Source organism: Klebsiella sp. GG_Kp146 (assembly GCF_040061975.1).
Taxonomy (GTDB): Bacteria; Pseudomonadota; Gammaproteobacteria; order Enterobacterales; family Enterobacteriaceae; genus Klebsiella; species Klebsiella quasipneumoniae.
The window spans coordinates 282,497-304,740 of record NZ_JBEAHA010000003.1; the positions used below are offsets into that span (position 1 = coordinate 282,497).

A 22,244-nucleotide genomic window follows, 5' to 3' on the forward strand; every position below is an offset into this window, starting at 1 on the left:
CCCTTAGCCGTGGCTGGCGATAAGCTGCGCCAGCCCTTCCGGGTTTTCCCACGCCATCGAGTGCCCCGCGTGGGGCACAATCCCGACCGGGATCCCTTGCGCCTCTACCCGTTCGATATCCGCATAAGGGAGCGACTGCTCGCCGACGATCAGCATCTTCTGACAGCGCAACTGGCAGAGCTGGGTAAACCAGGGGGTGTCGCTGCCGTGTATCAGGCTGCTGGCGGCTCGCCAGACGGCCCAGGGGGCGCTGTTTTGCAAACAGCCGGCCCAGGGCGAGCGCTCTTCCGCCAGCATCCTGGCGTAACCTTCGGCGATAAAGGCCGCCTCTGACTGCGCCGCTATGCGCCGGCTGTACTCGCCGCCTCCGGCGACCAGGTTGGGTTCAGAAACCAGCAGCGTGGTCACCCGCTCCGCCAGCAACCCTGCCGCTTCGATGGCGATGCTTCCCCCCATGCTATGCCCGTACAGCGCGAAGCGCTGCAGGCGCAGGTGGTCGAGGACTTGCTCCACTCCTTGCGCCTGGCTATGTATGTTGTAACTAAAGTCGTGCGGTTTATCGCTGTAGCCGAAGCCCGGTAGATCGATAAGTATTTTGCGCCGCCCGTTGAGCGCGGGGGCGCTGGCGACGCGGGGGTAGTCGTAAGATGACGCGCAGCCGAGGCCGTGGATAAACACCAGCGGAAGCCCCTCTCCCGGAAGATCGAGCCAACGCAATGTGGCGCCTGCGACGGACGAAAAGAAACCGTTCACCTGTTTGCCTCCATGATAAGGTTACTGTGTTTTTATACAGTAACCTTATCCTTGCCGCCACCCTTTTCTGTCGTCCGCCGCCGGAGCGTTAAAACAGCGAGACGAGGAGCGCCATCGGGAAGCTGAACGGCCAGGTGGCGCCGATCAACAGGGCCGCCAGCAGGCGGATCACCCGGCTCTCTTTGGTTAAAAACCAGCTAATTACGGCGCAGATCACGCCCATAATGGCGTAAAACACCAACATTTTTTGATATAACGTCATTCTTCGTTTTCCTTCCCTGAGGAGCGTTCCATGGTGGGATAATTATCTGCCATGACGTCGTGATTCAGAGATACCTGTATAACAAATTCAGAATCGGGCTGAATATTCAGAACAAAGCCCGATTCGTCTTAATCCGATAGCGCAACCGCGCCCGCCGTACTATACCTTTAGGGACTTACTCATTAAGGTGGCGTTATGGATGTCTCCAGCAAGACCGTCGTTATGATTAATGTCTGCGCCGCGTTCGCGCTTATCAGCCTGCTGTCGGTGAGATTTGGCTGGTTTTAATCATTTTACTCAGCAACGAAACCTAAAAAAGCAGCCCTCTGGGCTGCTTTTTTACGTGCGGAGGCTCGCGCCTATATTAGGGTCATAAACAACACGGGCTGAGTGACCTGCGAAAATAACCTTGTTTAGCGCAGGGTTATAATGAGGCAAAACATTCACTTTCTCACTATCCCATTCGGCGGCGGCGCAAACGGCCTGCCCCACTCCCGCGCTCTCACAGCCCTGAATACGTTTTGCCGGCGCGTTACCATAGCTCAGCGCCACGGTGCCGACAGCCAGCAGAATAAAAGCAAAAATTTTCACAGCGACATCAACGTTAAAACCGAATATGCGTGAAATGATCGCATGAGCGGCGGCGGAAAGTCAAACCCGGGAGCGTGCGCCACCGCGCTGGCGCGTATGGCGGATTGACGCGCCGGTTATTAAATATTGCGAATAAATATTACCCGTTAACCGTAAATATAAAAGCCTTATTTATCGTCGTGAAATAGTTTCTGTTCAGCGCAATCTGATTCGTCTGATAAAGATAATATTTCGCCAATCGCAAACCAAAAGATTATCGCGCGTTGGCCGAAAATGCGATATACCGCGCAGGCGCTGGATCTTAATAAGATAAAAGGCGGCTACAAGCCGTTGTAACTTAACCTTTTCATGTCAGGCCTCGCTGGCGAGGGCCCCCAATAGCGCTAAATGACAACAAATATCATTTGCCTTCTCTTCAGAGAATACTTACATTCATAACTATTGGTAATGTTTTTAGCGCTGTGCGCTTTTCTATTTCGAGGTGGATATGTCCGGAATCATCACCCTGGTCATCGCGCTGATCCTGCTGGTCGCGGCGGTGTATAATCTTATTTCCTATATACGGGACCGTCGCAGCGCCAGCTTGCCGAGCAAAAAAACCAAGCGCTGAACACGGTTAACGCGATTTCCTTCCTGCGCCAGCATCGCTGGCATACTCCTCTTCCTGGCTTAGTGCGGACATAAAAAAAGCCCCTGCCATCAGGCAGGGGCCGGTATTGGGTCGCAAACCGCGACGTTGCCGCCTCACCCGCCGGGCGCGACGCGCCCAGGGTGACTGGCGAACCCCATCCGGCGCTTATCTCCGGCACTCACGATGGCTTAGCTCTTGAAGGGGTATCAGAATAATCTCACATTCCCCGCCGCGAGTTTTAACCATTTTTGCCATCGTGACTATTAGCGAACTAACACACCCATTGCGTAATCATTCGTTGCCGCTTATGGGTCAATCCGTTAGCCATGTTTAACCATCACATGGCGGACCACGGTGTAATCCTCAAGGCCATACATCGACATGTCTTTCCCATAGCCCGACAGCTTCTGGCCGCCATGCGGCATTTCACTCACCAGCATAAAGTGGGTATTGACCCAGGTGCAGCCGTACTGCAGCCTGGCGCTGAGCCGGTGGGCGCGGCCAACATCTTTCGTCCACACCGAAGAGGCCAGACCATACTGGGAGTCATTTGCCCAGCTCAGGGCCTGCGCTTCATCGCTGAAAGGCGTCACGCTGACCACCGGGCCAAACACTTCGCGCTGCACGATGGCGTCTTCCTGCCGGGCGCCGGCGAGCAGCGTCGGCTGGAAATAATAGCCCGCGCCGTCCGCCCGATTGCCGCCGGTCACCACTTTAATATGTGGTAGCGCCTTTGCGGCTTCCACCGCGGCGCTAACGCGCTCAAGATGGGCCAGCGAGCTCAGCGGTCCCAGCTCGGTGGCGGCATCCTCCGGCGCTCCCATTTTCAGGCTGGCCACCGCCGCCCCGAGCTTCTCCACCAGCTGCTCATAAATACCCTGTTGGGCGTAGATCCGGCAGGCGGCCGTACAGTCCTGGCCGGCGTTGTAAAACCCGAAGGTCCGAACGCCATCCACCACCGCATCGATATCCGCGTCGTCAAAGACGATGACCGGCGCCTTACCGCCCAGCTCCATATGGGTACGTTTAATCGACGAGGCGGTATGGCCGATGATATGCGCGCCGGTGGCAATCGACCCGGTCAGGGAAACCATTCGCACCTTCGCGTGGGCGGTCAGCGGATCGCCCACCGTTTTGCCGCGGCCGAACAGTACGTTGACCACCCCTTCCGGGAAAATATCTTTTGCCAGCTCTGCCAGCTTCAGCGCCGTCAGCGGGGTGATCTCGGAGGGTTTTATCACCACGCAGTTGCCTGCCGCCAGCGCCGGGCCCAGCTTCCAGGCCGCCATCATCAGGGGATAGTTCCACGGCGCGATGGAGGCCACCACGCCCACCGGGTCGCGACGGATCATCGAGGTATGCCCTTCCAGATACTCTCCGGCCGCCATTCCCGGCAGGCAGCGGGCGGCGCCGGCGAAAAAGCGGAAAACGTCCGCAATGGCCGGCATCTCATCGTTAAGCACGCAGTGCAGCGGCTTGCCGCAGTTCAGCGACTCCAGCTGCGCCAGGGTCTCCGCCTGCGCCGCGATGGCATCCGCCAGCTTCAGCAGACATTCCGCGCGCGTTTTCGGCGTCGTCTGGCTCCAGGCGTCGAACGCCCGATCCGCCGCCTCAACGGCGGCATCCACCTGGGCCGCTGTCGCTTCGGCAATCTCCAGGATCACATCGCCGGTCGCAGGGTTGTATACCGGCACCTTCTCGCCTTCACCTGCCACTAACTTACCGTTTATCAAGAGGTTGTGTTGCATAGCATTATCCTGTTTCATGGTTTTATTTCCCGTTTCCGGCGACGTTATCGCCGTCGCGGGTGAGCCACCAGGCCCCTAAGATTGGTATCGTTGTTACCAGCATCACCAACAGCGCGACAACGTTGGTGACGGGCACATCTCGCGGCCGCCCCAGCTGATTCAGTAACCACAGCGGCAAAGTTCGCTCATGCCCCGCGGTAAAAGTCGTGACGATGATTTCATCAAATGACAGGGCGAATGCCAGCATCCCGCCCGCCAGCAGCGCCGATCCCAGATTGGGCAGCACCACGTAGCGAAAGGTCTGCCAGCCGGTCGCCCCCAAATCCATCGAGGCCTCCACCAGGCTCCAGGAGGTCCGGCGGAAGCGGGCGATGACGTTGTTAAACACCACCACCACGCAGAAGGTCGCGTGCCCCACCACGATGGTCAGCAGCCCAGGCTCAAGGCCGACCGCTTTAAAGGCGGTCAGGAGCGCCAGGCCGGTAATAATCCCCGGCAGGGCGATGGGCAGCAGCAGCAGTAGCGACACCGCGTTCTTACCAAAAAAGGTGCTCCGCCACAGGGCTCCTGCAGCAAGCGTGCCAAGCACTAAGGCAATGGACGTCGACAGGGCGGCAATTTTAAGTGACAACGTCACTGCCTCCAGAATATCGCTGCGCCCTGCCGCCTCGCTGAACCAGCGCAGCGTCAGCCCCTGCGGCGGAAAACTGAAGGCGGCATCTTCCGTATTAAAAGCATAGATGGCGATGATCAGCAGCGGAAAGTGGAGAAAGACCACCCCGCCCCATGTCGCCAGTTTCAGATACCAGGGTGCGCGTTCAGAGTGCATCGAAGGCTCCCAGACGTTTCACGAACGCCAGATAAAGGGCAATCAGCACGATCGGCACGAGGGTAAACGCCGCCGCCATCGGCATATTGCCGATCGCCCCCTGCTGCGAGTAAACCATATTGCCGATAAAGTACCCCGGCGGGCCGACCAGCTGCGGCACGATAAAATCGCCCAGCGTCAGCGAAAAGGTGAAGATCGACCCGGCGGCAATCCCGGGAATAGCCAGCGGCAGGACCACGTAGCGGAAGGTCTGCCGCGGGGCGGCGCCAAGATCGGCCGAGGCCTGCAGCAAAGAGCCCGGGATACGCTCCAGCGCCGCCTGCACCGGCAGGATCATAAAAGGCAGCCAGATGTAGACGAAGACCAGGAAGCGTCCGAGTCCGGAGGTGGATAAGGTGTTGCCGCCCACCGCCGGGATGGTCAGCAGAGCGTTCAGCGCCCCTTCCAGCCCGAGATGGCCGAGGAACCACTGCGCCACGCCATCTTTGGCCAACAGCAGCACCCACGCGTAGGCTTTGACGATATAGCTGGCCCACATCGGCAGCATGACCGCGATATAAAAGAAGGCCTTCATTTTGCCGCTGGTGTAGCGCGCCATATACCAGGCCATCGGCAGCGCCAGCAGGGCACTGGCCAGCGTCACGCACAGCGCCATGACCAGGGTGCGAACGATAATATCGTAGTTGGCAGGGTTGAACAGCGCCTGCAGATTGGCCAGCGTGAAGTCGCTGGTCACCGACATGGTGAAGTCGTCAAAAGTATAGATACTCTGCCACAGCAGGGTCAGCAGCGATCCCAGGTAGACGATGCCAAACCACATCAACGGCCCAAGCAGCAGCAAAAACAGGCCCAGCGCCGGCCGGCGCCAGAAGATCCCCGATACGCGTCCGGCCTGCGCAGGAACAATCGCCATGGTCATCTCAGCCTCCGCTTTCCAGCGGGGTCATCGCCGCGCGCGACCATGACGCCTGCACCGTTTGCCCGGTTCGCGGAACGCTCGCCGCCGCCGCGCCGTCGATATTGGCCTGACTGACCAGCAGCTTGTCGCCATCCGCCAGCCGGAGCTCGATCCGCGTTGCCGCCCCCTGATACTGTACCGCCTGCACCACGCCCTGCACCTGCACTTCGCCGCCGCCCTGCAGGCGAACATGTTCCGGGCGCAGCGACCAGCAGCCCGCCAGGCCGCATAGCCGCCGGGCCGCCTCGGCCTCAAAGACGTTGGCGGTGCCGACAAAACCGGCGACAAAGGCGGTCTTCGGATGCAGATAAAGATCCTGCGGGGCATCCACCTGCTCAATGCGCCCGTTGTTAAACACCGCCACGCGATCGGACATCGACAGCGCTTCGCTCTGGTCGTGGGTGACGAAGATGAAGGTGATCCCCAGCGACTGCTGCAGCTTTTTCAGCTCCACCTGCATCTGCTCGCGCAGCTTTAAATCCAGGGCGCCCAGCGGCTCGTCGAGCAGCAGCACCCGCGGCTGGTTCACCAGCGCCCGGGCGATGGCGACCCGCTGCCGCTGACCGCCAGAGAGCTGGGAAGGCTTGCGATGGTGCGCAAAACCGAGGGCCACCTTCTCCAGCGCCTCCTGGGCGCGGGCATGGCGCGCTTTCTTCGCCACGCCTTTGACCATCAGGCCGTAAGCGACATTGTCGAGGATCGACATATGGGGAAACAGCGCATAGTCCTGGAACACGGTATTGACGTCCCGCTGCCAGGGCGGCAGCTCGCTGGCCGGCTGACCGAAGATCCGGATGGTGCCGCCGGAGAGCTGCTCAAAACCGGCAATCAGCCGCAGGCAGGTGGTTTTCCCCGAGCCCGAAGGTCCCAGCATGGAGAAAAACTCGCCGTCGCGGATGCCAATGCTGACCCCGTCCACCGCCCGCACATCGCCATACAGGCGCGATACATTCTGAAACTCGACCGCGTACGTCATTGTTTGCCTCCGATCCTTAGCGGCCACCCATTATCGCAATGTAGTCCTGCGTCCAGCGGCTGTAGGGAACGTATTTCCCCCCCTCGGCAACCGGTGTTTTCCAGAAGTGGATGCGGGCAAACTGGTCATAGCCGTTGGTCTCACAGCCCTTCTCTCCGAGCAGCGCGCTGGCTTTACAGCCCTCAGGCACCACCGGCAGCGAGCCGAACCAGGCCGCTACATCGCCCTGCACCTTCGGCGTGAGCGACCAGTTCATCCATTTATAAGCGCAGACCGGGTGCTTCGCCTCGCTGTGCAGCATGGTGGTATCCGCCCAGCCGGTCACCCCCTCCTTCGGAAATACGGTAGCGACAGGCTGGCCTTCCGCCTTCAGGCCGTTGGCCTGATAGGGCCACGAGCTGGAGGCGGCCACCCCTTCGTTTTTGAAGTCGTTCATCTGCACGGTGGCGTCATGCCAGTAGCGGTGGATCAGCGGTTGCTGGTCACGCAGCACCTTCAGCACCGCGTTGTACTGGGTTTCGGTCAGTTGATAGGGATCTTCGATCCCCAGTTGCGGTTGGGTGGCTTTGACAAACAGCGCAGCGTCGGCGATATAGATCGGGCCATCATAGGCCTGCACCCGCCCCTGATTGGTTTTGCCATCCGGAAGATCCTGCTTCACGAAGACCACGCTCCAGCTGTCCGGCGGCGTCGGGAATACGCGGGTGTTGTACATCAGCAGATTCGGTCCCCACTGATACGGCGTGCCGTAAACTTTGCCCCCGACGTTAAACCATGCCCCTTGCGCAATGCGCGGGTCGAGAGTGTGCCACCCGGCAATCAGCGCTGTGTTAATCGGTTGAACGCGTTTGCCCATGATCAGACGCAGCGAAGCATCGCCCGAGGCAGTCACCAGATCGTAGCCGCCCTTGGCCATCAGGCTAACCATTTCGTCAGAGGTGGCGGCAGTTTTCACATTAACCTGACAGCCGGTCTCTTTTTCAAACTGGCTGACCCAGTCGTACTGCTTGTCGGTCTGACCGCGTTCGATATACCCCGGCCAGGCAATAATATCCAGCCGCCCTTCCGGTTTATCCAGCGAGGTGAGTGGCTCAGCCGCCTGGACGGTCAGGCAGGCCATCCCCAGCACATAAAGGCTGCAACGGGCCAATTTTTTGCTCATCAGGTGTTACTCCTGTCACAAGGGAATTAGCGGCAGCCGTGCCGTAAAAATATCTCCTGAAATAAGGGTAGTCAGCGGATTAACGCCCTCGGGGGAATTTATTCAGGTTGTGACCCGGGACGCATTACGCAAAAATCGCCAACACAAGACTGACTTTATGGATTATAGACAACGAGTTAGAGAAAAAGGAGGGGTATGCGTATTTCCTATGGTGAGTGCCGGTAAAATAATGACCGGCCTCGATAAAAATCCATCTTCGTTTATTTTTAGCGATTGTTTATCGCGGCGAATAATAGCCAAAGCGATCAGGAAAGCTGCTCACGAATTAGCTCGCCCAGGCGCTTCACCCCCTGCTCTTCGCGTTCTCCCCAGCCCCAGGCGGTATTAAAGCGGAAAAACGAGGTCCAGCTGGCGGAGGTGGAGAACATTTTTCCCGGGGCGATGCTGATGTGCGACGCCAGCGCCCTGGCGCTCAGCACGCTGGCGTCGGCCCCTTCCGGTAGTTCGATCCACAGAAAATAGCCGCTGTCGCTGTGATGGATAGTGACCTCCGGCGGCAGATGGCGCAGCAGCGCCTGCCAGGCCTGCTGTTTACGTTCCGCCAGCTGGCGACGGAGACGGCGCAGATGGGCGTCATAGCGTTTGGTCGACAGGTAATCCACCAGGGCTAACTGCATCGGCGAGCTGGTGGAGAGCGTACTCATCAGCTGCAGCTGCTGGATCCGCCGCGCCTGTTTCCCGGCCGCCACCCAGCCGATGCGAAAGCCGGGCACCAGACATTTTGAAAACGAACTGCAGTGCAGCGTCATATCCTGTTGATCCCAGAACTTCGCCGGCAACGGCTTCTCGCGGCCAAAGTAGAGCTCGCTGTAAACATCATCTTCAATCAGCATCACGTCATAGCGCGCCAGCAGCGCCACCAGCGCTGCTTTTTTTTCGGCGCTGAGGGTGAAGCCGAGCGGGTTCTGGCCGTTGGTCATCAGCCAGCAGGCCTTGACCGGATAGTTTTGCAGGGCCGCCTCCAGCGCCGTCAGGTCAATGCCCTCTTTGACGTCGGTGGCCACCGACAGCGCCTTCAGACGCAGCCTCTCCAGTGCCTGCAGGGCTCCGTAGAAACAGGGATTTTCCACCACCACCCAGTCGCCGGGCTCGGTCACCGCCTGCAGGCTGAGGTTTAGCGCCTCCAGCGCTCCAGCGGTAATGACGATCTCGTCGGGCGAGACGTTCATCCCCTGCAGGGCATAGCGCCGGGCAATGGCGTGCCGTAGCTCCGCGTTGCCCGGCGGCAGGTTCTCAATCACGCTCATGGCGGTGGCGGTTTTACTCACCTGCGCCAGCGAACGGTTAAGCTGCTGGAGTGGAAAGAGACGCGGGTCCGGGAAGGCCGAGGCAAAGGGCAGCATTGACGCCTGGCGGCTGGCCTGGAGCACCTCAAAGATGTAAGTATTGATATCTACCGCTTCATCGCGGGTCACCTGAGCAGGCGGCGCCGGCTGACGAAGCTTCACCGGCTGGGGGGCGACGTAATATCCCGACTGCGGTCGGGCGACGATGCGCCCCTGGCTTTCCAGTAGCTGATAGGCATGGCTGACGGTCATAAAGCTCATGCCGCTGCTGACCACCTGCTCGCGCAGCGAGGGGAGCCGATCGCCCGGCAACCAGACGCCAAGCGCGATCTGGTCGGTCAGCTGCTGCGCCAGCTGTTGATACTTTTTCATTGTCACCCTTTCCTTGCTGCAACCTCCCTTTATCATATATCAGTTGTTATAAATTAACACTTTTAAGTAACTGTTATGTAAAACAGCGCAACCAGGTCACACAGAACGCCCGCTGGAAAGGTTCACGAGAAAATTGTCCAAAAAAACGATATGATGCATAACCAAAAAATGAACATGATACCGATGGTAATACATAAGCTATGTAATCCTTTTTCTGACATGACCATTCCCTTTTATTGATATCCTGAGAATAAAATACAAAGCGCGGCTAAACACGACAATTTAAAATTATTTAATTCATAATTAACTGCCTCATCCTTTTTACTGATTCTCATACTAACAAACGTGTGCAGACGTTAAATTCATTAATAAAGAACAGATAATAAAATGCTATATCTGTCGTAATCAGAGGATATTACTCACAAAAATTCAACGACCGCGCTTTCCCGGGCAGCTTCAGGTCTAAGCTGATCCGTAAGACTACGATAATACAGTGAAAATAGATTATTAATATTTTCCTGGCCAACAATCTGGCTTTGCTTTCAGCGTTAAAAATGACGCTTTTCACCCGGGAATTTCCATGTTGGCGGTCCCCGGAGACAGGCAAAAAGATCATAACAGCCGCCAACTGTTATGATAAAAAATGAACCGACTGCCTCTGCCCCCTTGCCGCTACCCTGCCTAAAATTGCGCTGAATCAATTTTGTTGTGGAGTCCTGCATGTTCGGTCTTGATGCATTCCATCTGGCGCGAATTCAATTCGCCTTTACGGTCTCGTTTCATATTATCTTTCCCGCCATCACCATTGGCCTGGCAAGCTACCTGGCGGTTCTCGAAGGCCTGTGGCTGAAAAGCAAAAATCCCACCTGGCGCTCGCTGTACCATTTCTGGTCGAAGATCTTCGCCGTCAACTTCGGTATGGGAGTGGTGTCCGGGCTGGTGATGGCCTATCAGTTCGGCACTAACTGGAGCGGTTTTTCGCAGTTCGCGGGCAGCATCACCGGCCCCCTGCTGACCTATGAAGTCCTGACGGCGTTCTTTCTGGAAGCCGGTTTTCTCGGGGTCATGCTCTTCGGCTGGAACCGCGTGGGGCCAGGGCTGCACTTTTTCGCCACCTGCATGGTGGCGCTGGGGACTATCATCTCGACCTTCTGGATCCTCGCTTCCAACAGCTGGATGCAGACCCCGCAGGGGTTTGAGATCGTCGATGGCCAGGTGGTGCCCGTCGACTGGCTGGCGGTGATCTTTAACCCGTCTTTCCCCTACCGCTTGCTGCACATGACGGTGGCGGCATTTCTCAGCAGCGCGCTGTTTGTCGGCGCCTCGGCGGCCTGGCATCTGCTGCGCGGCAATCAGTCGCCAGCGATCCGCAAGATGTTCTCCATGGCGCTATGGATGACGCTGCTGGTCGCGCCGGTCCAGGCGCTGATCGGCGATATGCATGGCCTGAACACCCTGAAACACCAGCCGGCAAAAATCGCCGCCATTGAGGGCCACTGGGAAAACCCGCCCGGCGAGCCGACGCCGTTATTATTGTTTGGCTGGCCAGATATGGAACAGGAGCGCACCCGCTACGGGCTTGAGATCCCGGCGCTGGGCAGTCTGATCCTCACCCACAGCCTGGATAAACAGGTGCCGGCGCTGAAGGAGTTCGCCCCTGAGGATCGGCCAAACTCCACCGTGGTGTTCTGGTCATTTCGCCTGATGGCTGGTCTCGGCATGCTGATGTTGCTGCTCGGGGCGCTTGCCCTGTGGCTGCGCCGCGGCGACCGGCTGTACCACTCGCGGCCGTTTCTGCGCTTTGCCCTGTGGATGGGCCCCTCAGGACTGATTGCCATTCTCGCCGGCTGGGTGACTACCGAAGTGGGCCGCCAGCCATGGGTGGTGTATGGCGTTCAGCGCACCGCCGAGGCGGTTTCCGCCCACGGCGATCTGCATATGTCGGTCAGTTTGTTGACCTTTATTGTGGTTTACAGCGCCGTCTTCGGGGTCGGCTACAGCTACATGCTGCGCCTGATCCGCAAGGGACCGCAGGAGGTGCAACCCGCGACAACCGGTACGCCAGCCCGCCCGCTGTCCGCCGCTACTGAAGGTTATCTGCAGAAGGAGTCCCGCTAATGGGTATCGAATTATCGGTGATCTGGTTCGTAATTATCGTCTTTGCCACGCTGATGTACATCGTCATGGACGGCTTTGATCTGGGCATTGGCATGCTGTTCGGCACGGTCCGGGGGAGCACTGAGCGCGACGTGATGGTGAACAGCGTCGCCCCGGTATGGGATGGCAATGAGACCTGGCTGGTGCTGGGCGGCGCCGGTCTGTTTGGCGCCTTTCCCCTCGCCTACGCGGTGATAATCGACGCCCTGTCGATCCCCCTGACCCTGATGCTGATCGGCCTGATCTTTCGCGGCGTGGCCTTTGAATTTCGTTTCCAGGCCACGCCGTCGCACCGGCCATTCTGGGACCGCGCCTTCTTTGGCGGTTCCCTGCTGGCGACCTTCAGCCAGGGCGTGGTGGTCGGAGCGGTGATCGACGGATTTACCGTCAGCGGTCGCGCCTTCAGCGGCGGCATGTTTGACTGGCTGACCCCGTTCAGCCTGTTTTGCGGACTCGGGCTGTGCGTGGCCTATGCGCTGCTCGGCGCTACCTGGCTGGTGATGAAGAGCGAAGGCGCGCTGCAGCAGCGGATGCGCAGCGCGTCGCGACAGTTGCTGGTTGCCCTGCTGGCGGTGTTTGCCGTCATCAGCCTGTGGACGCCGCTGGCGCACCCGGCGATCGCCGCCCGCTGGTTCAGCCTGCCGAATCTCTATTTCCTGCTGCCGGTGCCGCTGCTGGTGCTCCTGATTAGCGCCTGGCTGTGGCGCACACTGCCTCTGCACGACCGCCATGTCTCGCCTTTCACCCTAACGCTGGGCCTGGTGTTTCTCGGCTTTAGCGGCCTGGGGATCAGCATCTGGCCGCATATTATTCCGCCATCGATTACCTTGTGGCAGGCCGCCGCCCCGCCGCAAAGCCAGGGCTTTATGCTGGTGGGCGCGCTGCTGATTATTCCGGTTATTCTTGGCTATACCTGCTGGAGCTATTACGTGTTCCGCGGCAAAGTCCAGCCAGGGGAGGGTTATCATTGATGAAAACCGTCTGGTCCAAACGTCTGCTGTGGCTGATCGCGCTGTGGGGAGGCAGCGTGCTGACGCTGGCCGCCATCAGCCTGCTGTTTCGCCTGCTGATGACCGCCGCAGGTCTTAAAGTTTGAGCCAGGATGCAGAGTCATCCGGATCCGGAGCTCTCCATCTTGTCTTCACTTTTACCTGCTGAAATACGCGGACACATCAGAAGAAAGGATATTGCTATGAAGAAGTTAGCTTTACTGTCTGCCGCGATGACCCTGGGAATATCGTCATGGGCTTTCGCTGCCGACAACCCGCCGCCGCCGCCAGAAAAAAGCGCACAGCATCAGGGTAAATCGGCGGCGAAAAACGGCCAGCACGACGGTAAGCAAGCGCAACACAACGGCAAGCAGCCGCAGCCTGATGGTAAGCAGCCGCCAAAAGGCGGTGAGCACAGCGGGAAACCACGGCCGCCAAAAGCGTAATCCGTCACGCCTGGCCTTCTGCGCCAGGCTTTTTTCACCCTCTTTCAGCAGACATTGACAAACCCTTGCCCTTCTTTGATAAACCGGGAAAAAAACCTGCACAGCGCCTGGCATAGTAAGCCCACGCCATTGATTCACAGAGAAAAGGTATGTTGAGGAAAAGCATGAGCGCCCTGCTGTTGCTGTGCGCGCTTTTTTCCGGGCATCTGCTGGCCCACCGTCAGGGGCACGATTACTTTCCGGTACAGAGCCTCGAGCAGCAGCTGCTGCACGAGGCGGATAGCGATGAGCTTCGCAGCCGGTGCGAAGAGAACGCCGCCGACCTGCGCGAGCATCACCGCTGGCAGGACGCCCGCAAACCGCGGGCATCACACAGCCAGTAGCGTCGCCGCGGATCAGGCCCCTTTGCGCTTCGGCAGGGTCTTCATCAGCTCGTCCGGGCTAACGGAGGCCACGATGCTACCCGGGTGCGGCATTTTGAGGATATGGTTTTTGATCTTGCCGACCACATGCATTTCGCACGGACGGCAGTCAAACTTCAGGGTCAGCACTTCGTCGCCATGAATCAGCTGCATCGGCGTGGCTTTCCAGCTCTTGATGGAGCCTTTCGCCTGTTTCGGACAGAGATTGAAGGCAAAGCGCAGGCAATGTTTAGTGATCATCACCGGCACATCGCCCTTCTCTTCGTGGGCTTCATAGGCGGCGTCAATCAGCTGCACGCCATAGCGCTGGTAGAACGCCCGCGCCTTGTGGTTATAGACGTTGGCGAGGAAGGAGAGATGTGTCTCAGGGTAGACCGGCGGCGGCACAGAGACCGGCTTACGGGTGCCGCGCTGCCAGGCGTTGAGCCGCGCGTCATCCAGCATTTCGGCCGTTTCACGCCGCAGCTGGTTGAGCAGGCTATTGGGCACAAACAGCGGCGGCAGATTGACCTGCACCTCGCGCGCATAGTAAATGGTTTGTCCCAGTTTTGTGACACCGTCACGCAGGTTAGCCAGCGCTTTCTCCGCCTGGTTAGCTTCGGCGAACACCCCGTCAAGGGTGTGGGTCACGCTGACGCCATCTTCACAGGTCATGGTGAGAACCAGCTGCTCCTGCCAGCCGCTTAGGGTGACGTCTACGGCAATGCGGCGTTCGCTGGAGGTCTTCAGCAGCGCCTGCTGCCAGTTGTGATCGAGGTTGCGGTTGAGCGCCTGATGCGGGCGCACTTTGTGCAGATCCGCAGGCATCTCGTTCGGCCACACCCGATAGCGATTTTCGCCGGTTTTTTCCACGGTATTGGCGCGGAAGCCCACCACTTCACGCTTAATCATCACGTTAAGGCCATCGCCGTTGGTTAACGGTTCGCTGACCTCAACGTCGAGATGGTCTTTACCCACCTTCAGCACTTCGCCCACCGGCAGTCCGATAAATTTTGGCGAATCAAAGGCGCCGATATCGCCTTTACGGGCATTAACGAAGTAATCGGTGCTGCCGCGGTGGAAGGTTTTATCGGTGGACGGGATAAAGAAATGCTCGGTGCGCCCTGCCGAGGCGCGCGCGAGATCGCCGCGGTCTTCAATGATGGCGTCCAGCATCTGGCGGTAGTGAGCGGTGATGTTTTTCACGTAGCTCATGTCTTTGTAACGGCCTTCGATTTTGAAGGAGCGCACCCCGGCATCGATCAGCGCCGCCAGGTTGGCGGTCTGGTCGTTGTCTTTCATCGACAGGAGATGTTTTTCATAGGCCACCACTCGCCCCTGATCGTCCTTCAGGGTATACGGCAGGCGGCAGGCCTGCGAGCAGTCGCCGCGGTTGGCGCTGCGTCCGGTCTGGGCGTGGGAAATGTAGCACTGGCCGGAATAGGCCACGCACAGCGCGCCATGGATAAAGAATTCGATGGTGGCGTCAGTATTATCGTAGATGGCTTTGATTTGACTGAGGTTCAGCTCGCGCGCCAGCACGATCTGGCTGAAACCGGCGTCTGAGAGAAACTTTGCTTTCTCCACGCTGCGGATGTCGCACTGGGTGCTGGCGTGCAGCTCGATCGGCGGCAGGTCCAGCTCCATGATCCCCATATCCTGGACAATCAGCGCATCGACGCCCGCGTCGTAAAGGTCGGTAATCAGCCGCTGCGCCGGCTCCAGCTCATCGTCATGCAGAATGGTGTTCAGCGTCACAAAGACCTTGGCGCCAAAGCGATGGGCGAAAGGCACCAGACCGGCGATGTCGCTCAGGCTGTTGCTGGCGTTGTGGCGGGCGCCAAAGCCAGGTCCACCGATATAAACGGCGTCGGCGCCGTGAAGGATCGCTTCGCGAGCGATACCGGCGTCGCGGGCAGGACTAAGAAGTTCAAGACGATGATTGTGCAGGCGCATACGCGTGTTGTTATCCAGTATAAGGGGGTCGAAATGGCGGCTATTGTAGTCAGAACCGGGCGCAGACGAAAACCTTTTCCGCCGTCGCGGGACGACGAATTTTCAGTTTTCAGCAAAGTATTGAAGGAAAAGATATTTCCCTCAAATCAGCGTACAGAGTACTGTCATCACGTATTCCGGATTTTCCTCGTCACGTTGTGAGTGGTTATCATCAGTCATCTTGTCTGGCCGCGGGTTCGCCTGCGGTTTTTTCTTTTGGATAGTGGATAAGCGAATGGAAATGAGCCGCCTGGGCGCCGCTGTTCCGGTAGGCATGCGCCGCATCGCCGGCGAAGCGCCGACCCTCACCCGCCTGCAGCGAGTGCCACTCCCCCTGTAAGCAGAGATCCAGGGTACCGCTAATCACGACAACATGCTCAATCACCCCTTGCTCATGCGGCGTCGATTCGCTCAGCGCCCCGGGAGCAAGGGTTATCGAGAAATGATCAAAGCGCAACTCCGGGTCCCACGGGAAGACCGGGGTCACCACCATCGCCTGCTGCTGCGGGTCAAACGCGGAGGGCGCCGCGCCGTCATCCGGAACGATAAATGCCGAAAACGGCACGTTCAGCCCGGTGGCAATCTTCCACAGGGTCGCGACCGTCGGACTCGATTCATTCCGCTCAATCTGCCCGAGCATGGCTTTCGACACCCCGGTCTCTTCCGCCAGACGCGACAGGCTCCAGCCGCGCTGCTGACGCAGATTTTTGAGGGTGGCCGCCAGATGTTGCGCAATATTCATCCTACCTCCTGATTTTTCAGCCCAGAGTATACCTCCATTTGCCTGATTCAACAGGGCGATTAGCGGCATCGCGGGCCGTTTGCGACAAGAGCCTCGGTGCGCAGCCCTCACCACGCAGGAACCTTGTGCGCTAAAACGCACAATGATAGAGTGATCGGATGTTATAACGCACAAGAGAAAACTATGCGCTCGTTTACCGTTCCGCTTCCCAGCCTGTTCGCCGGCTTCGTCGCCGTGCTGGTGGGCTACGCCAGCTCTGCCGCCATCATCTGGCAGGCTGCCGCTGCCGCCGGCGCCACGCCCGCGCAGATCGCCGGCTGGATGACGGCCCTGGGCCTCGCCATGGGCGTCAGCACCCTCGCGCTGAGCGGCTGGCGAAAAGTGCCGGTGCTCACCGCCTGGTCAACGCCGGGCGCCGCCCTGCTGGTCAGCGGCCTGCAGGGGGTGACCCTCCCTGAGGCGGTGGGTGTATTTATCTTCGCCAATGCGCTGATCGTCCTTTGCGGCGTTACCGGCCTGTTTGCCCGGCTGATGAAAATCATTCCCCATTCGCTGGCCGCCGCGATGCTGGCCGGCATTCTGCTGCGTTTCGGTTTGCAGGCCTTCGCCGGCTTCCAGGATCATCTGCTGCTGTGCGGCGGCATGCTCGCCGCCTGGCTTCTGTGTAAGGCGCTATGGCCCCGCTTCGCCGTGGTCGCCGCGCTGGTTGCCGGGGCGCTGATTGCCGCGGCCTCCGGGGAGGTGGCCAGCGCCGCTGTGCCGCTGGCGTTTGTGGCGCCGGAATGGGTCGCCCCGCAGTTTACCCCGGCGCTGCTGCTCAGCGTCGGCCTGCCGTTCTTCCTCGTGACCATGGCCTCACAGAACGCGCCCGGGTTCGCTACTCTGCAGGCATCAGGCTATGCCGTACCGGTCTCCGCGCTGATCGTTGTCTGCGGGGGGCTGGCGCTGCTGCTGGCGCCGTTTGGGGTTTACTCGATCTGTATTGCGGCGATCACCGCCGCCATTTGCCAGAGCCCGGAAGCGCACCCGGATCCGCAGAAGCGTTGGCTGGCGGCCATGGCCGCAGGCGGTTTTTATCTGCTGGCCGGTCTGTTCGGGGGATCGATCACCGCGCTGATGTCGGCCCTGCCGCCAGCGTGGATCCAGATGCTGGCCGGCCTGGCGTTGCTCGGCACCATCGGCGGTAGTCTGTTTCAGGCGGTACATCAGGCCAGTGAGCGCGACGCGGCGGTGCTGACCTTTCTGATCACCGCCAGCGGCGTGACGCTGGCGGGAATTGGCTCCGCATTCTGGGGCGTGGTGCTCGGCGGAGTGAGCTACGGCGTGCTATCCGCGCTGCGCCGCCCGTAGCTGGGTCGGCGTCAGGCCGGTGGCGGCTTTGACCCGATGGCTGAAATGGCTGGCGGAGCTGAAACCGCAGGCCAGAGCGATCTCGGTGAGCGGCAGCGCGCTGTGGCAGATCAGGTTTTGCGCCTTCGCCATTCGCTGCTGCATCACATATTGATGCGGAGCCATATTCAGCGACTGGCGGAACATACGGGCAAAATGAAATTCACTCAGTCCCGCCTGCTGCGCCAGGTCGGCCAGGGTCAGTGGCTGATCGAGGTGAGCGTCGATCCAGGCCAGCACGTGACGCTTCACCCCCGGCGCCAGTCCCCCGGTGACCGAAGGCAAACGCCACTGCACGGTGGAATAGTGCTGGATCAGATGGGTAAGCAATAAACTGCTGGCGGCGCTAAGGGTCAGCTGGTTCGCCGGCTGTCGCCAGTCATTAGCCAGCAAAAACTGACGATACACGGTGGTGATTTTGTCATCGCTGGCGAAGGTTTTCTCCTGCAGGGTGAAGTTCGCCGGGCTGCGATCCCACACCTCCTCCCCGACGCGGCGCAGATGCGCATCGGTACAATAGAGATGGACAAACGACAGATCGCCGCGGATATCCCAGACGCTTTCATCGCCTTTCGGCATCAGGCAAAAGCGATCCGGGCCGCCGCCATTCTTCCAGCCGTGCGGCGTCTTTTGATAGCTTTCATAACCATCGGCGACGTACAGGCTTAAGGTATGATGATCGCTGCGTACCGTTACGGTATCGCAGTTGTTATACCAGGCGGCCAGTTGAATACCGGAATTCAGCTCCACGGTGCCCTTCAGCACCGCGTTCTGTCGCCGTAATGTTTCAAACGTCCCGTAACCCATCGCCTTCACGCATCTGTCCTGTCTGGAAAAACTCTAGTCTAGGGAGACTGCGGCGCGGTTTCCAGTCCTCACCGCCGGCGAAAGACAAATAAGCGCAAGAATTTGCAAGCCGACAACAAGCGGGTGAAAGCCGCAGGTTGCGGCAGGCGGCATACTCCTCCCTTCAACAGGCAGAGGAGAACCAAGGTGAACGCATTACTTTATGCACTCGTTGTCGTTATCTGGGGAACAACGTGGATTGCGATTTTTTTACAGCAGGGGCCGGTGGCGGCGCCGGTATCGATTTTCTGGCGTTTCGCCGTGGCCAGCGTCACGATGCTGGCGATTCTGCTCGTCACGCGACGTCTGCGGCCGCTGGGCGCGAAGGACCATCTCTGCTGCCTGCTGCAGGGCTGCTGCGTCTTCTGCTTCAATTTCTGGTGCTTTTATACCGCCGCCGCCTGGATCAACACCGGTCTGGAATCGGTGATCTTTTCCATGGCGGTGCTGTTTAACGCCATCAACAGCTTTCTTTTCTTCCGTCAGCAGCCGCCGGGACGCTTCTGGGCTGCTGCCGCGCTCGGTCTGGCCGGTATCGTCACCCTGTTCTGGGATGACCTGCTGGCCAACGGGCTGAACGCTTCGCTACTGTGGGGGATCGGTCTGAGCGCGCTGGGCACTTACGGCTTTTCGCTGGGCAATATGTTCAGTATTCGTCACCAGCGGCGGGGGCTGGAGACGCTGACCACCAACAGCTGGGCGATGCTGTACGGCACGCTGGTGATGGGCGCCATCGCACTCCTCCGCGGGGATAATTTTATGCCGGAGTGGACCGTCAGCTATCTTGGCGCCCTGCTTTACCTGGCGCTGTTCGGCTCAGTTGTCGCCTTCGGCGCCTATTTCACCCTTGTGGGACGCATCGGCGCCAGCAAAGCCGCCTACAGTACGCTGCTGTTTCCGCTGGTCGCCCTGTCCATCTCCACCGTCTATGAAGGCTATGTATGGCACAGCAACGCCGTTATCGGACTGGCGATGATCCTGTTGGGTAATCTGGTGATGTTTGCCAAACCGGAACAGCTGCTGCTGCGCCGAAAGCTGGCCTGAAACGGCGGAAGATAAAACAGCGCCGTCGGCAGACGGCGCTGGCGAGATTACCGCTGGGAAGGGTCGAATTTGACGGCGTCGACCGCCATATCATCGATCACCTGCTTCATGGTTTCGATGGTCAGCGGCGTGTTTTCATTGGCCAGGGTTTTTCCTTCCCCTTTACGAACCACTTTGATCACCGGCTTGTTAGTGCTGGCGTCAATCAGTTCAGCTTCAAAATAGAGGTCGGTGTCCATCGTACGATGGCCGGTGGCGGCCTGAGTACCGGCAACAATCATCGCGACCGGAACCACTTCATAGAACTGCAGCCCTTCTTTGCTGGAGTCCACCCCGGTGATCGCTCCGCGGAAAATAAGGCTACGCTTGCCGGCGGTGGTAGCCAGCGGTTTACGCTCGGAAATGGCCTGTTTGAGCTGTTTGTTGGTGTAATTAAGAATATCCTGCAGCGCCTTTTCACCGACCTGGGTCGTCGGCTTCGGTACCGGATAGTACGTTACCGGATGGTAGACGACATTATCGTAGTTAGCCGGATTGTAGTTTGGGTCGATCCAGCGCAGCTCCGACTTGCCGGAGGCCGTGGTGGCTTCTTTCAGGTTGGAATAATCTTTTAAAAAGCCCGAATACTGATTCGGCTGCGCCAGTTTGGACGCACAGCCCGTCAACGCTAACATCCCCGCCAGAGCGGCGACTTTAAATAACACGCGAGTACGCATAAAGAGATCCCTGTAAATGCAGTTTTTTCGGCAGACGTTATAGCAGATAAGACCCAGTAGTTTTGTGACAAAATGAGGGCTTCGTCAAGGAAGATATACAAATATTGATGGGATCAACATTACGTTATTAAATAATTACTTAATAGGTGAACAGGTCGCCTTTAACCCTCTTTTCAGCGAGGCTTTTCGCGCTGCTTTATCCGATGGGTATTAGCGCAAGGCGGCGCGGTCAATCTCAGCCATTTCACGCGCCGCTGAGGATTATGCGGGCTTGCGCGCCAGCAGCGTGGCGAAGCGCAGTTTGATCCGGTTGCCGCTGGCGTCGGTCCGATGCAGCTCACCGACGTCCTCATTGTATTTCAGTAATTCCCAGCTCCGGTAGTACTCCCGAAGTTCATCGGGTTTAAAAGCAAACGGGAAGCCGACGGTGCAGGGATAGTCCTCGGTGTCCATCGCCGCGACAATCAGGTTATAGCCCCCGGCGGCGGTGCAACGCTGCATATTGGCGATGAGACCCGGGATAGCGCCGGCCTCAAGAAACATCATCACCACGGTGGAGAGGATCAGATCATACTCGCCGTCAAAGGTCAGGCTGTTGAGGTCTTTCACCGCGGTCTGCAGATTATCCAGCCCTTCGGCGGCGCGAATAGTCTCCAGATTATTGATGCTCATCGCATTTTTATCCCACGCCGTCACCGTGAAGCCGTTTGCCGCCAGATAAAGGCTGTTACGTCCGTTGCCGCAGCCCAGATCCAGCGCCCGCCCCGGCGGCACCATCGTCGCGGCATGCAGCACCTCGGAGTGGGTGCGGGTCAGGCCATATTTTTGACTAAAATAGTCCGCGTCACGCGTTGTCATGATCCTTCCTTCTTATTCAGGAGTGTTTCCCGGTCGACCTGTAGCAACAGTTTCCCGCTGACCAACAGCAGCCCTGTGCGCAGCAGCAGCAGGCCAATGACCAGATTGCTAAAAATAAAGAGCGGCAGCGCCAGATGATGAAAAAAGCCGTCCGCCTTCGCCTGGCCCAGATGCAGGCCGGTAGTGGCCAGTGCGGAAATACCGAACGAGAAGCTCCAGAAAGAAGCATTGAACGGCTGGCGAAGATACCAGGGCATCAGACGCAGCATAAACAGCAGCTGCAGCAGACCGTAGCCAAACAGCAGCTTAGCAAAGGTATCAGCCTCCCCGCCGTTGACGCTGAGCCAGGCGCTGCAGGCCACCAGCGCAGGCGCCAGCTGGATCCCCAACGACGTGCGCAGCGCGGTCGGCAGTTCGCCTGCGCTGCGCAGACGATGGAGGATAGCCGGCTCAAGGCTCAGCCAGGAGAAGACTCCGGCGCCAAGGAACACCAGTCCGGCGTCGGTAAACCCCAGCGCGCCGCAGGCCATCGCGCTGATAAAATTATTCGCCACCGTAGGCAGATACAGCCCCGGCGTGGTGGCCTCGCGAGGATGGTTTCCCCGCCACAGGCCGCCGCTTTGCCAGGCGGCATAGGCGAGCTGCAGCGCCACGCCCGGCACAAACAGCCCGATGGCCAGCGGCCGGCACCAGGGTACCAGACCAATCGATACCAGCAAGGTAGTGGCGGGAAACAGGCTGACGAAGCTGCTGCTGACGGGATGTCGCATCTCCTGCAGCACACTCGCCGGAAAGCGGATCGCCCGGCTGATAAACGCCATGCTGAGCAGGACCCACATCGCCATCGCCAGCGTCACCAGCCCATCACCAATGCTGCGGCTGACCGGCCAGAGGGTGCTGGCGTAACGCCAGGCAAAGCCCATCCCGATGGTGCCGAGCACCATGCCAAAGTAACCCGCCGGCAGATTCAGCACCTGCCGCGATGTATGCGTTTTGTTCATTTTATTGATGATATCAATTTAATTTGAAGTTG

General features: G+C 58.9%; 25 protein-coding genes. 10 read left to right on the plus strand and 15 right to left on the minus strand.

Going from position 1 to position 22,244, the window contains the following annotated elements; all coding sequences use genetic code 11:
- Window positions 1–3: 3 nt before the first annotated feature.
- Both ABLU95_RS05845 and ABLU95_RS05850 read right to left on the minus strand, forming a co-directional pair.
- Window positions 4–753, minus strand: a complete 750-nt coding sequence (locus tag ABLU95_RS05845) for an alpha/beta hydrolase (protein ID WP_049013243.1) — start codon at window positions 751–753, stop codon at window positions 4–6.
- Window positions 754–841: 88 nt separating this feature from the next.
- Window positions 842–1,015 (minus strand): GhoT/OrtT family toxin, encoded by a 174-nt coding sequence (locus tag ABLU95_RS05850; RefSeq protein ID WP_008804686.1) that lies wholly within the window; start codon window positions 1,013–1,015, stop codon window positions 842–844.
- Between the two features lie 195 nt (window positions 1,016–1,210).
- On the opposite strand from ABLU95_RS05850, the gene yncL reads away from it, so the two are divergent.
- The gene (gene yncL, locus ABLU95_RS05855) at window positions 1,211–1,303 is read left to right on the plus strand and encodes a stress response membrane protein YncL (RefSeq protein WP_002906891.1); all 93 of its coding nucleotides are present in this window, start codon (window positions 1,211–1,213) and stop codon (window positions 1,301–1,303) included.
- Window positions 1,304–1,354: 51 nt separating this feature from the next.
- Here the strand turns inward: yncL and ABLU95_RS05860 are convergent, their stop codons facing one another.
- A complete protein-coding gene (locus ABLU95_RS05860) occupies window positions 1,355–1,606 on the minus strand; it encodes a hypothetical protein (RefSeq protein WP_117136113.1) in 252 nt (83 codons plus the stop codon).
- 487 nt (window positions 1,607–2,093) lie between these two features.
- On the opposite strand from ABLU95_RS05860, the gene ABLU95_RS05865 reads away from it, so the two are divergent.
- Complete coding sequence (locus ABLU95_RS05865) at window positions 2,094–2,216, plus strand: small membrane protein (protein ID WP_004175940.1); 123 nt, start codon at window positions 2,094–2,096, stop codon at window positions 2,214–2,216.
- Between the two features lie 341 nt (window positions 2,217–2,557).
- Here ABLU95_RS05865 and patD read toward each other — a convergent pair whose 3' ends face one another.
- From patD to ABLU95_RS05895, 6 genes are all read right to left on the minus strand, one after another.
- Window positions 2,558–3,985 (minus strand): aminobutyraldehyde dehydrogenase, encoded by a 1,428-nt coding sequence (patD, locus tag ABLU95_RS05870; RefSeq protein WP_049013245.1) that lies wholly within the window; start codon window positions 3,983–3,985, stop codon window positions 2,558–2,560.
- Between the two features lie 22 nt (window positions 3,986–4,007).
- Window positions 4,008–4,814, minus strand: coding sequence for an ABC transporter permease (locus ABLU95_RS05875; RefSeq protein WP_065881573.1), 807 nt, complete (start codon window positions 4,812–4,814; stop codon window positions 4,008–4,010).
- Window positions 4,804–5,733, minus strand: coding sequence for an ABC transporter permease (locus tag ABLU95_RS05880; protein WP_110238448.1), 930 nt, complete (start codon window positions 5,731–5,733; stop codon window positions 4,804–4,806). Before ABLU95_RS05880 ends, ABLU95_RS05875 begins: the two co-directional genes overlap by 11 nt.
- Window position 5,734: 1 nt before the next feature.
- Window positions 5,735–6,748 (minus strand): ABC transporter ATP-binding protein, encoded by a 1,014-nt coding sequence (locus ABLU95_RS05885; protein ID WP_004202778.1) that lies wholly within the window; start codon window positions 6,746–6,748, stop codon window positions 5,735–5,737.
- Between the two features lie 16 nt (window positions 6,749–6,764).
- Window positions 6,765–7,910: a putative ABC transporter substrate-binding protein YdcS gene (gene ydcS, locus ABLU95_RS05890; protein WP_023289895.1), complete on the minus strand. Its 1,146-nt coding sequence runs from the start codon at window positions 7,908–7,910 to the stop codon at window positions 6,765–6,767.
- Window positions 7,911–8,215: 305 nt separating this feature from the next.
- Complete coding sequence (locus ABLU95_RS05895; RefSeq protein ID WP_032453089.1) at window positions 8,216–9,628, minus strand: PLP-dependent aminotransferase family protein; 1,413 nt, start codon at window positions 9,626–9,628, stop codon at window positions 8,216–8,218.
- 720 nt (window positions 9,629–10,348) lie between these two features.
- Here ABLU95_RS05895 and ABLU95_RS05900 point away from each other — a divergent pair.
- The 5 genes from ABLU95_RS05900 to ABLU95_RS05920 all read left to right on the plus strand — a co-directional run bounded on the left by ABLU95_RS05900 (window position 10,349) and on the right by ABLU95_RS05920 (window position 13,603).
- Window positions 10,349–11,746, plus strand: a complete 1,398-nt coding sequence (locus tag ABLU95_RS05900) for a cytochrome ubiquinol oxidase subunit I (RefSeq protein ID WP_004202782.1) — start codon at window positions 10,349–10,351, stop codon at window positions 11,744–11,746.
- Window positions 11,746–12,756: a cytochrome d ubiquinol oxidase subunit II gene (gene cydB, locus ABLU95_RS05905; RefSeq protein ID WP_023289897.1), complete on the plus strand. Its 1,011-nt coding sequence runs from the start codon at window positions 11,746–11,748 to the stop codon at window positions 12,754–12,756. The genes ABLU95_RS05900 and cydB overlap by 1 nt, the downstream gene beginning before the upstream one ends.
- Window positions 12,756–12,881, plus strand: a complete 126-nt coding sequence (locus ABLU95_RS05910; RefSeq protein WP_004202785.1) for a DUF2474 domain-containing protein — start codon at window positions 12,756–12,758, stop codon at window positions 12,879–12,881. Before cydB ends, ABLU95_RS05910 begins: the two co-directional genes overlap by 1 nt.
- 96 nt (window positions 12,882–12,977) lie before the next feature.
- The gene (locus ABLU95_RS05915; protein ID WP_348879024.1) at window positions 12,978–13,220 is read left to right on the plus strand and encodes a hypothetical protein; all 243 of its coding nucleotides are present in this window, start codon (window positions 12,978–12,980) and stop codon (window positions 13,218–13,220) included.
- Window positions 13,221–13,369: 149 nt separating this feature from the next.
- A complete protein-coding gene (locus tag ABLU95_RS05920) occupies window positions 13,370–13,603 on the plus strand; it encodes a DUF2554 family protein (protein ID WP_065881564.1) in 234 nt (77 codons plus the stop codon).
- Between the two features lie 12 nt (window positions 13,604–13,615).
- Here ABLU95_RS05920 and ABLU95_RS05925 read toward each other — a convergent pair whose 3' ends face one another.
- Window positions 13,616–15,577 carry a U32 family peptidase gene (locus ABLU95_RS05925; protein WP_218810930.1) on the minus strand — a complete coding sequence of 654 codons (1,962 nt, stop codon included), beginning with the start codon at window positions 15,575–15,577 and terminating at the stop codon, window positions 13,616–13,618.
- 33 nt (window positions 15,578–15,610) lie between these two features.
- Here ABLU95_RS05925 and ABLU95_RS05930 point away from each other — a divergent pair, with 33 nt between their 5' ends.
- Window positions 15,611–15,778 (plus strand): hypothetical protein, encoded by a 168-nt coding sequence (locus tag ABLU95_RS05930; RefSeq protein ID WP_176377337.1) that lies wholly within the window; start codon window positions 15,611–15,613, stop codon window positions 15,776–15,778.
- Between the two features lie 10 nt (window positions 15,779–15,788).
- Here ABLU95_RS05930 and ABLU95_RS05935 read toward each other — a convergent pair whose 3' ends face one another.
- A complete protein-coding gene (locus ABLU95_RS05935; RefSeq protein ID WP_023289901.1) occupies window positions 15,789–16,358 on the minus strand; it encodes an XRE family transcriptional regulator in 570 nt (189 codons plus the stop codon).
- 183 nt (window positions 16,359–16,541) lie between these two features.
- On the opposite strand from ABLU95_RS05935, the gene ABLU95_RS05940 reads away from it, so the two are divergent.
- Entirely contained in the window at window positions 16,542–17,708 is a 1,167-nt protein-coding gene (locus tag ABLU95_RS05940) for a benzoate/H(+) symporter BenE family transporter (RefSeq protein ID WP_241515874.1), read from the plus strand.
- Here ABLU95_RS05940 and ABLU95_RS05945 read toward each other — a convergent pair.
- Complete coding sequence (locus ABLU95_RS05945) at window positions 17,685–18,554, minus strand: AraC family transcriptional regulator (protein ID WP_064154536.1); 870 nt, start codon at window positions 18,552–18,554, stop codon at window positions 17,685–17,687. The genes ABLU95_RS05940 and ABLU95_RS05945 overlap by 24 nt on opposite strands.
- A gap of 186 nt (window positions 18,555–18,740) precedes the next feature.
- On the opposite strand from ABLU95_RS05945, the gene ABLU95_RS05950 reads away from it, so the two are divergent.
- Complete coding sequence (locus ABLU95_RS05950; RefSeq protein WP_348874833.1) at window positions 18,741–19,637, plus strand: DMT family transporter; 897 nt, start codon at window positions 18,741–18,743, stop codon at window positions 19,635–19,637.
- Window positions 19,638–19,684: 47 nt separating this feature from the next.
- On the opposite strand, the gene ABLU95_RS05955 is transcribed toward ABLU95_RS05950, so the two are convergent.
- The 3 genes from ABLU95_RS05955 to tehA form a co-directional block, all read right to left on the minus strand.
- Window positions 19,685–20,353: a DUF3313 domain-containing protein gene (locus tag ABLU95_RS05955; protein ID WP_004202796.1), complete on the minus strand. Its 669-nt coding sequence runs from the start codon at window positions 20,351–20,353 to the stop codon at window positions 19,685–19,687.
- A gap of 261 nt (window positions 20,354–20,614) precedes the next feature.
- Window positions 20,615–21,211, minus strand: coding sequence for a tellurite resistance methyltransferase TehB (gene tehB / locus ABLU95_RS05960; protein ID WP_241515876.1), 597 nt, complete (start codon window positions 21,209–21,211; stop codon window positions 20,615–20,617).
- The gene (gene tehA / locus ABLU95_RS05965; RefSeq protein WP_048297635.1) at window positions 21,208–22,212 is read right to left on the minus strand and encodes a dicarboxylate transporter/tellurite-resistance protein TehA; all 1,005 of its coding nucleotides are present in this window, start codon (window positions 22,210–22,212) and stop codon (window positions 21,208–21,210) included. The genes tehB and tehA overlap by 4 nt, the downstream gene beginning before the upstream one ends.
- Window positions 22,213–22,244 lie beyond the last annotated feature (32 nt).